The organism is Acidobacteriota bacterium, from assembly GCA_034211275.1.
Classification (GTDB): Bacteria; Acidobacteriota; Thermoanaerobaculia; order Multivoradales; family JAHZIX01; genus JAGQSE01.
In genome coordinates this window covers 1-14,210 of the sequence record JAXHTF010000173.1, presented here as the reverse complement: position 1 = coordinate 14,210, position 14,210 = coordinate 1, and the positions used below count along the sequence as shown (strand labels likewise).

At 66.7% G+C, this 14,210-nt stretch carries 11 protein-coding genes; 8 read left to right on the top strand and 3 right to left on the bottom strand.

Annotated features, from left to right (window positions below):
* Nucleotides 1-149: 149 nt before the first annotated feature.
* The 6 genes from SX243_20245 to SX243_20220 all read left to right on the top strand — a co-directional run bounded on the left by SX243_20245 (nt 150) and on the right by SX243_20220 (nt 8,187).
* Nucleotides 150-986 carry a class I SAM-dependent methyltransferase gene (locus SX243_20245; GenBank protein ID MDY7095314.1) on the top strand — a complete coding sequence of 279 codons (837 nt, stop codon included), beginning with the start codon at nt 150-152 and terminating at the stop codon, nt 984-986.
* A gap of 281 nt (nt 987-1,267) precedes the next feature.
* Complete coding sequence (locus SX243_20240; protein ID MDY7095313.1) at nt 1,268-2,332, top strand: porin; 1,065 nt, start codon at nt 1,268-1,270, stop codon at nt 2,330-2,332.
* A 234-nt stretch (nt 2,333-2,566) separates the two neighbouring features.
* Nucleotides 2,567-3,259, top strand: coding sequence for a phosphate signaling complex protein PhoU (gene phoU, locus SX243_20235; GenBank protein MDY7095312.1), 693 nt, complete (start codon nt 2,567-2,569; stop codon nt 3,257-3,259).
* Complete coding sequence (gene pstB, locus SX243_20230; GenBank protein MDY7095311.1) at nt 3,256-4,125, top strand: phosphate ABC transporter ATP-binding protein PstB; 870 nt, start codon at nt 3,256-3,258, stop codon at nt 4,123-4,125. Before phoU ends, pstB begins: the two co-directional genes overlap by 4 nt.
* A 101-nt stretch (nt 4,126-4,226) precedes the next feature.
* Nucleotides 4,227-6,131: a DNA mismatch repair protein MutS gene (locus SX243_20225; GenBank protein MDY7095310.1), complete on the top strand. Its 1,905-nt coding sequence runs from the start codon at nt 4,227-4,229 to the stop codon at nt 6,129-6,131.
* Nucleotides 6,132-6,312: 181 nt separating this feature from the next.
* The gene (locus SX243_20220) at nt 6,313-8,187 is read left to right on the top strand and encodes a glycosyltransferase family 39 protein (protein ID MDY7095309.1); all 1,875 of its coding nucleotides are present in this window, start codon (nt 6,313-6,315) and stop codon (nt 8,185-8,187) included.
* On the opposite strand, the gene SX243_20215 is transcribed toward SX243_20220, so the two are convergent.
* Nucleotides 8,154-9,953 (bottom strand): alkaline phosphatase family protein, encoded by a 1,800-nt coding sequence (locus SX243_20215; GenBank protein MDY7095308.1) that lies wholly within the window; start codon nt 9,951-9,953, stop codon nt 8,154-8,156. The genes SX243_20220 and SX243_20215 overlap by 34 nt on opposite strands.
* Here SX243_20215 and SX243_20210 point away from each other — a divergent pair.
* Nucleotides 9,952-10,422, top strand: a complete 471-nt coding sequence (locus tag SX243_20210; protein MDY7095307.1) for an MgtC/SapB family protein — start codon at nt 9,952-9,954, stop codon at nt 10,420-10,422. The genes SX243_20215 and SX243_20210 overlap by 2 nt on opposite strands.
* Nucleotides 10,423-10,491: 69 nt before the next feature.
* Nucleotides 10,492-11,109 carry a DUF2911 domain-containing protein gene (locus SX243_20205; protein MDY7095306.1) on the top strand — a complete coding sequence of 206 codons (618 nt, stop codon included), beginning with the start codon at nt 10,492-10,494 and terminating at the stop codon, nt 11,107-11,109.
* A gap of 324 nt (nt 11,110-11,433) precedes the next feature.
* Here SX243_20205 and pstA read toward each other — a convergent pair whose 3' ends face one another.
* Together pstA and pstC are read right to left on the bottom strand one after the other, a co-directional pair.
* Nucleotides 11,434-12,876 carry a phosphate ABC transporter permease PstA gene (pstA, locus tag SX243_20200; protein ID MDY7095305.1) on the bottom strand — a complete coding sequence of 481 codons (1,443 nt, stop codon included), beginning with the start codon at nt 12,874-12,876 and terminating at the stop codon, nt 11,434-11,436.
* Nucleotides 12,869-14,210 (bottom strand): phosphate ABC transporter permease subunit PstC (gene pstC, locus SX243_20195; protein ID MDY7095304.1); only part of this gene is annotated, 1,342 nt, incomplete at its 5' end. The genes pstA and pstC, both read right to left, overlap by 8 nt.

Below are 14,210 nucleotides of genomic sequence, written 5' to 3'. Positions count from 1 at the left end.
CCGGGGTCGTAGGCGACTTGGGGAAGCGCTGTAGTACCTGTGATGAGTGGATCGGGCTTCCCTGCCGGCCGCTCCATGTCATAGTAGCATGAAAGATCTACGCTCTCAAGCGCCTTCGAGGATACTGCCCGGGTGTAGGATCGAACGCCGTGGATCGTCGCACCCAGCTCGCCTTGAACCGCATCAACGCCCGCTTCTACCAGCGCCAGGCGGAGCATTTCAGTGCCACCCGCAGCCGGCCGTGGCCGGGCTGGCGGACGTTGCTGGAGCGTTGGTGGCTCCCCGAACCGCCCATCGCCGAGGCTTCGGTGCTGGACGTCGGCTGCGGCAATGGGCGATTCGTCGAGGCGGTGGGGCAATCCCTGGCGGGCTCCTCTGAACCCCTCGACTGGTCCTATCGGGGCCTCGACGCCAGTACGGAGCTGCTCGATCACGCCCGCCGGCGCCTCCAAGCTTTGGCGTCCGGCCCGCGGTGGAGTCTCGGCCGCTGGGATCTGGTCACGGCGGCTTGGCCCGGAGCGATGCTGACGCCGCCGGCGGGGATGGGGGGCTGGAGCGCGGGTCCAGATCGGCGACAGTACTCCCTGGTCGTCGCCTTCGGGCTGCTGCACCACGTCCCCGGCTTCGAGCTGCGGCGTCGGCTGCTGGCCTGCCTGGGGCGGCGGGTGGCTCCCGGGGGCACGCTGGCGGTGAGCTTCTGGTGCTTTGGCGAGCTCCAGCGCTTCCAGCGCCGGCGGGTCCCGTGGTCCGAGCTGTCCCAGGAGCATTCTCTGGGTCCTGCAAGTACCGACTCCTTGGAAGAAGGAGATTGGCTGCTGCGCTGGGGCGATGGTGACGCCCTGCGCTATTGCCACGCCGCCAGCGCCGCCGAGATCGACGCCTTGGCGGCGGCACCGGGCTTGCCGTTGTGCGACGACTTCCGCGCTGACGGCGCCGGCGGAATCCTCAACCGCTACCTGGTCTGGCGCCGTGCCTCGGTTGGCTGAGCCTCGGCTCCTCGACCCCTTCCAGCTGCCTGTCGCAGCGCTGTCACATCGCCGTCGCGGGGTCGATCCACTCTCTCCCTAGTCTTCTCCCAACGCCGCAGCCGTGCGAGGCCGACCCTGCTCAGGAGAGGCTCGCCCGCCGCGGCGCACTTGAAGAACACCTCCTCGGTCAAGCGATGAATCCTCCCGAGTATCTTCGGAGGTCGTTTGCCGTGGAACCGACCGAATCATTCCGCCAGAGACTCTCTGGGCCGTTACCACAAGCAAGGATGAGGAGAACCATGATGTCGATCAAGAAGTGGATGATCGCCGGCGTGATCGCGACGTTGGCGCTGGTGCCGGCGACGGCCCACGCTGCAGACGGAGAAGCCGGCTGGGGCAAGGGTGCCTATTTCAAGAGCGACGACGGTCGTTTTAGCCTGAACCTGGGCAGCCGGGTGCAGGTGCGTTACACCCAGGACGATCCCGACGAGGGTGACTCCACCGGCTCTTTCCGCATCCGCCGCGCCAAGTTCAGCATGAAGGGCAACGTCTACGGCAACATCAAGTACAAGATCCAGGCGGTTTGGAGCGGTGGTTCCACCACCCTCGAGGACGCCTACTTCGTCTACAACCAGAACGACATGGCCCAGTTCTGGGTCGGCCAGGGCAAGGCCTTCTTCGGCCGCCAGGAGCTCACCTCCTCCGGCAAGCAGCAGTTCGTCGACCGCTCCCTGACCAGCGAGCGCTTCGCCCACGGTCGTGACCAGGGCATTGCCCTCATCGGTGAGAACTCCAGCAATACCTTCGAGTACAACCTGGGCTTCTACAACGGCAACGGCCGCAACAAGAGCTCCGACGACAACAACGAGAAGCTCCTTGTCGGCCGCGTGGTCTTCACTCCCTTCGGCCAGTACAAGCTCGAGGAGAGCTCGCTGGACTACCCCGATTCCCCCAAGCTGGCCATCGGCGCCTCCTTCCTCACCAACACCGAGGATGCCGGTCCCGATGAGGTGGACGTCGACCGCTTCGGCGTCGAGTTCGCCTTCAAGGTCGGCGGCTTCAACACCGTCGCCGAGTACTTCTCCGAGAGCGCCGACCTGGGCGCCGGCGACGCCGACACCGACGGCTTCTACGCCCAGCTGGGTTACCTCTTCCCCAACAAGCAGTTCGAGATCGCCGGCCGCTACGCGGTGGTGAGCCCGGACAGCGTGGTGAACGCCGACGAGACCGAGACCGGTATCGCCGCCAGCTACTACCTGAGCAAGCACAACTACAAGATCCAGGCTGACTTCCTGAATATCGAGGACGAGTTCGACAACACCGACGACCGTCAGATTCGGGTGCAGCTGCAGATCGCTTTCTAAGACGTCTTCTCATGGGTTTGCCGGGGGGGCACTTCCAGCCCGGGGTGCCCCCCCGCCCTTTTTTGCGTCCCTTCCCCCTTTTCACCGAAACGCTTCCCATCGGTTTCCCAAAAGCCATAGCCAGCGTTCCGGATACCGATAGAATGGGCTCTCGCAAGGGATCTTCGAGCTGCCGAGGTTCCGGCCTCAGGGTCCTTCTCCCACCGTTTGGAACCCGAGAGAACCGATATGACCATGCAAAGACACGTTGACGAAGAGTACGACCAGATCCGCCAGATGCTGCTTTCCATGGGAGGCCGGGTGGAGGAGATGGTCGCTCTGGCGACGCGGGCCCTGGTCGACCGGGACACGGACGTGGCTCGCCAGGTCATCGCCGACGACCGCGAGGTCGACGCCATCGAAAAGCGCATCGACGAGGAATGCCTGAGCCTGCTGGCCCGTCAACAGCCGGCGGCCCGAGATCTTCGTTTCCTGGTGGCGGTGATGAAGATCACCAACGACCTGGAGCGCATCGGTGATTCCGCGGCCAATATCTCGCGCAGCGTTCTGGGCCTGAACAACGAGCCGCCGGCGGATACCGGTGTCGACATTCCGCAGCTCTCGAAGGCGGTGCGCAGCATGGTGCGGGAGAGCCTTGACGCGCTGGTGCGCAAGGACTCGGATCTGGCGATGTCGGTGTGGCGTAGTGACGATGCCGTCGACCTCCTCCACAAGCGTATGTACCGCCAGCTGGTCCAGGAGATGATCGAAGAGCCCAAGCGGGTGAGCCGGGCGCTGCCGCTGCTGCACATCTCGCGCAACCTGGAGCGCATCGCCGACCACGCCACCAACATCGCGGAAGATGTCATCTACTACGTCGAAGGCAAGGACATCCGGCATTCGGCGACGGATTACGGTGACCGGACGGAGGAGGGAATGGAGTCATGACCGACGTCTCACCGAGCTCGGATGCCCAGGAGATTCGGACCCGCCCGCCGGCAATGGAGAGTCGAGTGGAGAGCGACGAAATCAAAGCCAAGGCCCTCGACCCGGGGATCGAGAATGCTCTCCTGGAGGTCGACGACCTCTCCCTCTGGTACGGGGACAAGCGGGCCCTCAAGGGCATCTCCATGGACATCCCGGAGCGCGAGATCACCGCCTTCATCGGTCCCTCGGGCTGCGGCAAGTCGACCTTGCTGCGCTGCATCAACCGCCTCAACGACCTGGTGCCTTCGGTGCGCATCGAGGGCGATATCCGCTTCGAGAACGACTCCATCCTCAGCCCCGAGGTGGATACCAACCTGCTGCGCAAGCGCATCGGCATGGTGTTTCAGAAGTCCAATCCCTTCCCCAAGTCGATCTACGACAATGTCGCCTACGGCTGCCGCATCCAGGGCATCAGCAAGCGCTCGGAGCTCGACGACATCGTCGAGAAGAGCCTGCGCGGCGCCGCCCTGTGGGAAGAGGTCAAGGACCGGCTGCTGGACAGCGCCCTGGGCCTTTCCGGCGGTCAGCAGCAGCGCCTGTGCATCGCCCGGGCCATCGCTGTAGAGCCGGAGGTGATCCTCTTCGACGAGCCCTGCTCGGCCCTCGACCCCATCGCGACGGCGAAGATCGAGGAGCTGATGCTCGAGCTGAAGCGGGAGTACACTCAGGTGATCGTCACCCACAATATGCAGCAGGCCTCCCGCGTGTCGGATTACACGGCGTTTCTCTATCTCGGTGAGCTCATTGAGTATGGGGCGACGGATACGCTGTTTGTGAATCCGGTGCGGCAGCAGACTGAGGACTACATCACCGGCCGCTTCGGTTGACCGGGGTCCATCGCACGCCATCTCGCGGCGTGCTCGTCTCACGCCACTGAAACCATCGCTCGTTGTCGCGGGGCGGGTAGACTACGCCCCCAGGAGGAGCGATGGGGGATTTTCAATCACACAGAGAGTCTGAGACGCCGCACGCCGCGGTCGAGCATGCCGCGGTGGAGTACACCCGGCGGCGGGAGCGCTTTCGTCGTCTCGAGGAGGCGGCGACGCAGCGGTCCTTGCGGCTGTCGTGGGCCCGGTTGGCGGTGTTTCTCGCCGGCGTGGCTTGCCTGGCGGTGACTCTGTTTTATGGCGGGGGGCTGCAGACCGCCGGGTACCTGGGCGCGGCGGTGGCGCTGATCGTGTTCATGATTTTGGTGCGGGTCCACGGGCGGGTGATTCGCCGCCAGCGGCGGTGGGCCTCCCTGGTGCGGGTCAACGAGCATGCGCTGCTGCGGCTGAAGCGGGATTGGGCGGCTTTGCCGGAGCCGCCGCGGCTGGTGCCACCGACGTCTTCGGCGGCTGCTACGGTACGGGATCTGGACCTCTTCGGGCCGGCTTCCGTGGCACAGCTGCTGGGGGCGGTGGGGACGCCGCCGGGGCGCGAGACCCTGGGTCGCTGGTTGACCCGCGGGGCCGCTTCGGAGGTGCTGGCCCAACGCCAGCGGGCGGTGGCGGAGCTGGCGCCGCGGCTGGGCTTCCGGCAACGGCTGGAGGCTTTGGCGGCGGAGCTGGTGGAGCTGGCGCCGGAGCCGGAGAAGTTCGTCGCCTGGGCCGAGGACCGGCCGTGGCTCGGCGCGCGCCCGGCTCTACGGCTGGCGTCCTTCGCGTTGCCGGTGATCTCCCTGGGGCTCCTGGTGGCCGGTATCGCCACGCCCCTACCGCTGCATTTCTGGCTGATTTCCCTGGTCCTCAATCTCGGTTTCAGCTTCGCCGTCCACGGTCCGATCCACGATGCCTTCGCCCGGGTGTCGGTGCGCGGTGGCGAGCTCGCCTTCTACGGCCGGATCTTCGAGCATCTGCTGCGGCTGCCCGGTACCGGCGCTTCCCGGGAGTCCGCGCTGGCTCCCTATCGAGAGGCCTTGGTGGGGAGGGGCACGGCGGTGGACCGGGAGATGGACCGCCTCGACCGGCTGGTGCAGCTCTCGGATCTCCGGCTGTCCATGATGCATCCGGTGGTGGAAGCGCTGTGCCTGTGGGACTTTCACGTGCTCCACCGCATGGAGCGCTGGCAGCGTCGGGTGGGCCCGCAGGTTCGGAAGTGGTTCCAGGTGCTCGGAGAGGTGGAGGTGCTCGCCGCCTTTGCCGGTCTGCTCCACGACGAGCCGGGGTGGTGTTTCCCGGTGGTGGACGCCGCTGGCCCATTGGAGCTGCGGGGCCGGGAGCTGGGCCATCCGCTCTTGGCCGCCGAGGATCGGGTGTGCAACACCGTGACGGTGGGGCCGCCGGGAAGCTTCCTGCTGGTCACCGGCTCCAACATGTCGGGCAAGAGCACCCTGCTGCGCGCCCTGGGAGTCAACGCCGTCCTCGCCCAGGCGGGGGCGCCGGTGTGTGCTTCGGAGTGGGTGATGCCGCCGCTTCGGCTGGGCACGAGCATTCGGGTGGAGGATTCCCTCGCCCGGGGGACCTCGTTCTTCATGGCCGAGCTGGAACGGCTCAAGGAGGTGGTGGACGCTGCCGAGGGCTCGACGCCGCTGCTCTACCTCCTCGACGAGATCCTCCGCGGCACCAACTCCGCGGAGCGCCAGATCGCCGTGCGCAAGGTGCTGGAGCATCTGCTGGCGGCGGGAGCCATCGGTGCGGTCTCCACCCACGATCTGGAGCTGGCGGCAGCGGAGGAATTGCGCGACGCCGCGGTGCCGGTACATTTTCGCGAGACCCTCCATCCCCCCGGCGTGGAGCCCGCCATGACCTTCGACTACCAGCTGCGGCCGGGCATCGCCACTACCACCAACGCGCTGCGATTGCTGGAGCTGGTGGGCTTGACCGCCAGGCCCCCGGCTCCGTCCGGCCGCTAGGCCAAGGTCTGCGGGCGTCGCCGGGATCGGGAGCCGGCGGCGAGGGCTCGGGGTGGCTACGGCTTCGATCCGTGTCTCAATATCTCATTCACTACAGGTTCATCTGGGCGGGTTAGCTTGTTTCTCGAGCCCCGGTGCCCGTGTTCGCCCGGGGCTCGGAACAGCACCTCTCGGAGACCCTATGCCTTTCCAGCAGCGAACTCCCTCCGCCGCCGACCCCACCGCTGATCTAGCCCCCGATCTCGCCGCCGACCGGGAGGCCCCCGTTTTGCAGGCTCCTGCCCAGCCGCTCCGGCGGCATCCGGGGCGGGTCCTGCCGTGGCCGGCGGATGCCCTACCGGAGCCCGATCGTCGAGGAGCCGGGGCCCTGGCTGTCCGGAGGCTCATGGCCCTTCTCGTCCGGGTCTTTCCCTGGCTGTGGTTGGCTGCGGCTCTTGGCATTCTCGGCTATGGCATCTTTCAACAGCCCCTCATCGATCCCGACGAGGGGCGCAACGCCGAGGTGGCTCGGGAGATGTTGGCGGACGGCCACTACCTCCTGCCGGAGCTCAACGGGCTCCCCTTTTTGGACAAGCCATTCTTCGTCTTCGCCCTGGCCGCAGAGGCCATGCGTTGGTTGGGGCCGACCCCCGGGGCGGCCCGCCTCCCATCCTTGGTCTTTGGACTGGCCACGGTGTTGTTGACCGCCTGGTTCGCTCGCCGGCTTTGGGGGCCGCGGGAGGCCTGGATCGCTGGCCTGGCCGCCGCCTCTACGCCCCTGACCCTGGTCTACGCCCGGACGGTGATCTTCGACAGCGTTCTCACCTTCTTCATCGTGCTGGCCATCGTCTCTTTCCACCAGCTCCTCGAGCAGGGCGCTGGCTCTCCACAGCGAAGATATTGGCTGGCCATGGCCTGGGGCGCCATGGCCTTGGGCACCATGACCAAGGGGCCGGTCGCGGTGGTGGTGCCGTTGTTGATAGCGATTCCCTACGGTGCCTTGCGCCGAGATGCCCGAGCGATGTGGCGTCCCGTGGGGTGGGGAGTGTTCCTCGCGGCGGTGCTTCCATGGCTGCTGTTCATGGAACGGGCGGTGCCGGGCTTCCTGCACTATGCCCTGATCACCGAGACCTGGTTGCGCATGACCACTCCAGAGCTTCAGCGGACCGGGCCGATCTGGTATTTCGCCGGGGTGGGGCTGGTCGGGGCGATGCCCTGGTCGTGGGTGGCCCTCGGGGGCGTTGGGCGCCGGTGGGGCCGGGACTGGAGCAGCTCCTGGACGCTGGTGGCCTTGTGGGTGTTGCTGCCGCTGCTCTTCTTCACCCTCTCCCAGTCCAAGCGGCCGCAATACATCTTGCCGGTAGTGCCGGCCATTGCGCTGATGGTGGCGGGGCTCTGGAAGCAGAGGGACGGGCGACGGACGCTGCCCGGAGCGCGGTTGGCTGCGCTGGCTTGGGCAGTGACGGGGAGTGGGCTGGGGGCCGTGGCCCTGGGATGGGTGGATGTGGGAGCAGCAGCGGAGCTCCAGCCGTTGATTCCTCTCACTGCCGCCGGGCTGGCGGTGGCGGCCTGGAGTGGAGCCTTGGTGACCTGGTGGGGAGCTTCGAGCCAACGGTGGGCGGCGGTGGGCCTCAGCCTGCCGTTGATGATGTTGCCGTTGATCAGCCAGCCGCTGCTCATGGCGGTGGCCCGGGACCGCTCCGCCGGGGAGCTGGCGCTGGCCATCGAGGCCGCGGCGGGCCCCCAGGCGGAAGTCATCGGAGTCGAGGCGTTGCCCCAAAGCCTGCCGTTCTATTTGGGCCGGCCGGTGGCGGTGGCGAGCTCCGACGGCCATCCCATCAAGAGCACCTATTTGGAGCGTAGCTTTGAGTATTGGGTGAGTCGCGAGACACCCACCGTCCGCCCGCTGTCCTGGTGGCGGCAGACTCTCTCGACCTGCACCGGTTCCCAGGTCTTCGTGGTCAAGAGTGGAGCGGAAGGCTTCCGCCGCCAGTTGGAGGAGGCGTCGATGCCGCTGATTCTGGATGATGGACGCTTTGCGGCTTACGGTCCCTGCCGGGCGGCGTCGAGCGGTTGAGCTCCGTCCAGCAGCTCCCGGAGGTCTCTTCCTGCCACGCTCGCCGGCACGGTCAGACCCAGCAGGCCGGCGAGGGTGGGGGCGACGTCGAGGGTACGGACGGCCTCGGAGATCTCGCCGCCCTCGATCTTCTTCCCGCTCTTGTCGCCCAGGGCCGGTAGGTCCTCCGGCAGCAGCAGGATCCAGGGCACGTGGGTGTCGTAGGGGTAGGGACCGGTGTGGTTGGCGATGGCGGAGCTGGCGAGGATCTTGGGCCGTAGCTGGACGAGGAGGTCGGCGCTGCGCTCCGGGTCGAAGCTGTGGGCGTAGAGGCGTCGGAAATGCTCCTCGGTTCCCGGTTCCGTCGGTGCTTCGAGGGAGCCGTCGGCCAAGAAGCTCTGGAGCTCCGACGCGGTCCACACCCGCTGAACGTTGGGGCATGCTTCCAGCCGCCGGCGCAACCACTTCTCCACCTCTCGGCGGTCGATGCCGGCGGCGTCCAGCGCCCGGCGGTCGAGGTAGAAGCCCGAACGCACCCACGAGCCCGGTCCGAGCTTCTCTTCCAGGGCGGCGCCGGCCCGGTGTACGCACAGGCTCTCCTCGACGCCGATGCGTCCGGCCTCCTGGTCACCGCGCTGGCGCAGCAGCTCCGGCATGGGCATGACGCCGTGGTCCGAGCTCAGAGAGATCAGAGTGTGCCCCAGCCCCACCCGCTGGTCGATGGCCTCCAGCAGCTCCCCCAGGGTGCGATCGAGGCGCAGGAGCGTGTCGAGGAACTCCGGGCTGTCGGGGCCGAAGCCGTGCCCCACGGCGTCCATGGCGGAAAAGGAGAGCCCCAGTAGATCCGGGATGCCATCGGCGCCCAGCTCCTCGCCCTCGAGCATCGCCAGGGCGAATTCCGCCAGGTAGGCATCGGCGAAGGGCGAGCCGTAGACGCCGCGGTAGAAGCTCTCCCCGGGCACCAGGGTGGGCCTTCCCAGGGGATGGGGAAAGCTCTCCTCGATGGGCCGGAAGTCCACCGACTCGACCCCCAAGGTACCCACCATCGCTTCGGTCTCCGGTAACGGTGTCCAGCTGGTGCCGAACCAGCGGTGAAGGCTCCGACGCCGGTGGAAGTCGTCCAGCCAGGTCGGCGTCGTCTCTAAGTAATAGGGCGAGGTGATCCAGCGGCCGGTCTCGCGGTCGAACCAGAAGGCGGCGTCGGCGCCCCGTCCGCCGGTGAAGATCGCTCCCCGGTCCTTGCCGCTGGCGGTGAAGACCTTGGCTTCGGGGTAGGCTTCCTGCAACCAGTCTCCCAACGAGCTGGCCTCGAGGTTGCCGGGGGAGGCCTCTCCGTCTCCATGCTCCACGGCCTCGATCCACTCCCCGGACTCGCGGTCGAACCAACCGTTGGCTACGACACCGTGACCAGAGGGGGGAACGCCGGTAGCGAGGGTGGCGTGGCCCGGGGCGGTGGAGGTGATGGCGTGGTCGTGGTGCATGGCGGTGAAGGAGATGCCTTCTTCCAGCAGCCGTGCCAGGCCCCCGGTGAGGAGAGGGCGAAAGCGCTCGATCTGGGGGTAGGAGCCCTGATCGATGACCAGGAAGAGAATCAGTTTGGGGGTACCGGCGGGGGGAGAGGCTACTTGGGAGTTGCCGGGACCCGAGGGCCCGGGCGTGGCCGGCTGCAGGCACGCGGCCAGCAAGAGCAGGACGGCGGGAGCCAGTGGGGAGAGCAGGCGGTATACTCCAGCAGCCTTCGGTGTCTCGCGAATGCTGTCACCATTATCTGTCGCTGAGCTTTGCATGACGTTCCTCGAACTCGAATTGGGCACCATTGTAGGCCATCTGGTGAGCCTCGCACTGGCCTTCGTCTTCGCCTTGCCGGTGGCCTGGGATCGAGAGCGTTCGAGCCGCGGCATGGGTTTGAGGACCTATCCTCTGGTGGCCATGGGCAGCGCCGCGTTGGTGCTGATGGCTCAGGTGGTGCTCGAAGGGCACCCCGAGACCCAGGCTCGGATTCTCCAGGGCCTGATCACCGGCATCGGCTTCTTGGGCGGCGGCGCCATCGTCAAGAACGGCACCGAGGTCAAGGGCCTGGCGACGGCGGCGACGCTGTGGAGCACGGCGCTGGTCGGGGCAGCGGTAGCCTATAGCCGGTACGAGATCGCGCTGGCGCTGAGCGTGGCAAATTTCTGTGTCATCCGTTTTCTACGGCCGCTCAAAGACGAGCTCAATGAAGCGGATGGCACCGAGGAGGAGGAGAGGGCCTCATAGTCCCTCTTCACCTCTCCATCAGGGCCCGAGGGCCCGTTTCCAACGACCTTTCTGAACAGGAGAATTCGTATGCAGCGAGCATTGTACGGTTTGAAGATCTGTGTGTTGACCTTGTTGGCGGTGGCTCTGGTGCCGGTGGTGCAACCCTCCGACGTCGAGGCCCAGGACCTGCACGAGAGCCGGCGGCCCAGCCCCATGGGTATGGCCCGCACCCACGTCGGTGACGACTATCTGCGGGTGGTCTACAGCCGTCCCTACCTGCGCGGCCGGGAGAACATCTTCGGCACCGAGGAGAGTGGCGCCCTGGTGCCCTTCGGCAAGGTGTGGCGTACCGGCGCCAACGAGGGCACGGAGATCACCGCCACCGGTGACATGATGGTGGGTGACGACACCCTCCCCGCCGGCACCTACACCCTCTTCACCGTCCCCGGGCCGGATTCCTGGACGGTGCATTTCAACTCCAAGCTGGGCTTCAACGGCACCTTCATGCGCAACCCGGAGACCGGGAAGTTCGAGAACGCCTTCGACACCGCCAACGACGTGGTGACCTACACCGCGACGCCCACCTCGCTGGAGGAGGCGGTGGATCAGATGACCTTCTCCTTCGAAGAGGTCGAGGGTGGCACCCACCTTGTCCTGCAGTGGGCCAACACCGAGGTGCGAGTCCCCTTCAAGCCCGCCGGCTGATCGAGCCAGCCTCAGTCTGCTTGCACGAGTCCCCCGCGGGAGCATCCTGCGGGGGACTTTTGCGTCTGTGCCCGAAATGGTCCGGGGACCGTTGGCGTGTGGACGTCGATCCAGCTTGGGGGATGAAGTGATCGTTTGTGGAATCGCTGGTTGGGCGTTTGCTCCAACAAGTGGCTCCCTGGGAGCGTCGGCTTCCAGCCGGCTCTGAAATTCCTTCGCGCCTCAGAACCAACAAGAGAACCAACAAGTGGGTCCCCCCCTACGGAGGACCCACTTTTTGGTGCGCGCTGCTTGATGCGCTTTGAGGAGTAGCGCGGGGTCGCTCTACCAGCGCTGCTCGGTGCGTTTGCGGATGATCACCGCCAGGATGTTCATGGCGATGAGGAAGCCCAGCAGCACGATGATGGCGGCGGAGGTTTTCTCTACGAAGGCGCGTTCGGCGCTGTCGGCCCAGAGGTAGACCTGCACCGGCAGCACCGTCGATGGATCGGTGGGGGTGGCGGGGATGTCGACGATGAAGGCCACCATGCCGATCATCAGCAGCGGAGCGGTTTCGCCCAGGGCCTGGGACATGCCGATGATGGTGCCGGTGAGCATTCCCGGCAGGGCCAGCGGCAACGTGTGGTGGAACATCACCTGCATCGGTGAAGCGCCCAGGCCGTAGGCGGCCTCGCGGATGGACGGCGGTACCGCCTTCAAGGCCGAGCGGCTGGCGATGATGATGGTGGGCAGGGTCATGAGGGTCAGCACCAGGGCGCCCACCAGCGGTGCCGAGCGCGGTAGATGGAAGACGTTGAGGAAGACCGCCAGACCCAACAGACCGAAGACGATGGAGGGCACCGCCGCCAGGTTGTTGATGTTGATCTCGATGAGGTCGGTCCAGCGGTTCTGGGGCGCGAACTCTTCGAGATACACCGCCGTCGCCACCCCCAGGGGGAACGAGAGCAGGAGGGTGATGAGCATCACGTAGGCGGAGCCCACCACCGCACCCCAGATGCCGGCGAGCTCCGGCTCGCGGGAGTCACCGGAGGTGAAGAAGCCGGTGTTGAAGCGGGTGGTGATGGCACCGTCAGCGTCGAGGGCGTCGACCCAGCCGATCTGCTGGTCGGTGACGCGGCGGTTCTCCTCTACCACGTCGCGGGAGATCTGCCCCTTGAGGAACATGTCGACATCGTCGGAGGTGCGTACCCACAGAGTTTCGGTGCTGCCAATGATGGACGGGTCCGCTTCCACCATCTCCTGCAGCCGGAACGAGGCGCCGTTGCTCACCAGTTGGGAGAGCGCCCGGCGGTCACTGCGGCCGCTGGCTTCGGGGAAGCGGTTGGTCAGGGCGGTGCGCACCAGGGAGCCGTAGTTGGCCAGGCCGAGGGTCTCCGGATCGCGGGTGCCCTCGGGATCGATGACCTCCGGATCGAAGAAGATCTCCAGCTGGACGAAGTTCTGGTAGAAGCCGGAATAGCCCTTGGAGAAGATGGTGAAGAAGAGCGTGCCCAGGAAGAGCAGCGCCACCCCCACGGCGGACATGCAGATCAGCCGGAAGCGGCGCTCCGAAGCGTAGCGCTTGCCCAGCCGCCGGCTCACCGCCTGGGTGGTGAGATTGGGGTTGCGGCTGCGCTGGGCGGGGGCGGCTCCGGGGGTGACCGGTTCCGGAGCGCCGCTGGTGGCGGTCTCGTCTGCGGTCGCAGGGCTCGGAGACTTGGGGTCCGCGAGCTCGGAGCGTAGCGGCGCTCCTTCCGGCGGGTTCTTGGGGCGCGATGGATCAGTCATATTGCTCTCGGTACTTGCGCACGACGTGCAGCGCGATGATGTTGAGCACCAGGGTGACCAGGAAGAGCACCAGCCCGAGGGCGAAAGCCGAAAGGGTCTTGGCACTGTCGAATTCTTGGTCGCCCACCAGCAGGGTGACGATCTGAACCGTGACCGTGGTCACGTTTTCCAGAGGGTTGGCGGTGAGGTTCGCCGCCAGGCCGGCGGCCATCACCACGATCATGGTTTCGCCGATGGCCCGGGACACCGCCAGCAGAATGCCGCCGACGATACCCGGCAGGGCCGCCGGAAAGACCACCTTGCGGATGGTTTCGGAGGGCGTTGCCCCGAGGCCGGTGGAGGCTTCCCGCAGACCCTTGGGCACGGCGGTGATGACGTCGTCGGAAAGGGACGAGACGAAGGGGATGATCATGATCCCCATGACGCCGCCGGCGGCGAGGGCGCTCTCGGAGGCGATGTCGAGGCCGAGGGTGACGCCCATCTCGCGCAGAAAGGGGGCTACCGTCAGGGCTGCGAAGAAGCCGTAGACCACCGTCGGGATGCCCGCCAGGATCTCCAGCATGGGCTTGAGCACGGTGCGTACCCGGGGCGATGCGTACTCGGCCATGTAGATGGCGGAGAGCAGCCCCACCGGCGCCGCCACCACCATGGCGATGGCGCTGATGAGCAGCGTGCCGGTGAACAGCGGCACTGCCCCGAAGGAGCCTGAGCTGCCCACCTGGTCGGCGCGTAGCGCGGTCTGAGGACTCCACTCGGTACCGAAGAGGAACTCGGTGATGGGCACCTGGCCGAAGAAACGGATGGCCTCGAAGAGCAGCGAGAGGACGATGCCCAAGGTGGTCAGGATGGCGATGGTAGAGCAGGAGAGCAGGAGGATGCTGAAGGCTCGCTCCACCTTGATCATGGCGCGCAGCTGAGGGGAGATCCAGCGCCGCCCGAGGATCAGGCCGAGGCTGGCGAGGGCTGCCAGCAGTCCCCAGCGGGCGAGGGCGCCCTGCTGGCGGAGCTCGGCGTAGCGGTCGGCGGCGCGCTGCAGCTCCGGGCTGGGAGTGCGGCTGACGATGTTGCCGGTGGCCAGGTTCTTGACGTCGTTGAGGTAGAGGTTGAGACGTTCTTTTTCCTGGGCCTGGACTTCCTGGGGCAGGCTCTGGCGCAGCATCGCGTCGGTGACCTGGGGCTCCACCGCCAGCCAGACGGCGAGGATGAGAACCGCCGGCACGATGGCCCACAGGATCAGGTACGAGCCGTAGTAGCCGGGCAGGGAGTTGAGCCGGGTCGGGTGCTCCACCAGCGCCAGGGCGCGGCGGCGGCCGATCTGGTAGACGGCGGCGGAC

Excerpts from the sequence above, each read along its gene's own strand:
- SX243_20240 (MDY7095313.1), top strand. The coding sequence starts at position 1,268 with ATGATGTCGATCAAGAAGTGGATGATCGCCGGCGTGATCGCGACGTTG.
- phoU (MDY7095312.1), top strand. The coding sequence starts at position 2,567 with ATGCAAAGACACGTTGACGAAGAGTACGACCAGATCCGCCAGATGCTG.
- pstB (MDY7095311.1), top strand. The coding sequence starts at position 3,256 with ATGACCGACGTCTCACCGAGCTCGGATGCCCAGGAGATTCGGACCCGC.
- SX243_20225 (MDY7095310.1), top strand. The coding sequence starts at position 4,227 with ATGGGGGATTTTCAATCACACAGAGAGTCTGAGACGCCGCACGCCGCG.
- SX243_20220 (MDY7095309.1), top strand. The coding sequence starts at position 6,313 with ATGCCTTTCCAGCAGCGAACTCCCTCCGCCGCCGACCCCACCGCTGAT.
- SX243_20210 (MDY7095307.1), top strand. The coding sequence starts at position 9,952 with ATGACGTTCCTCGAACTCGAATTGGGCACCATTGTAGGCCATCTGGTG.
- SX243_20215 (MDY7095308.1), bottom strand. The coding sequence starts at position 9,953 with ATGCAAAGCTCAGCGACAGATAATGGTGACAGCATTCGCGAGACACCG.
- SX243_20205 (MDY7095306.1), top strand. The coding sequence starts at position 10,492 with ATGCAGCGAGCATTGTACGGTTTGAAGATCTGTGTGTTGACCTTGTTG.
- pstA (MDY7095305.1), bottom strand. The coding sequence starts at position 12,876 with ATGACTGATCCATCGCGCCCCAAGAACCCGCCGGAAGGAGCGCCGCTA.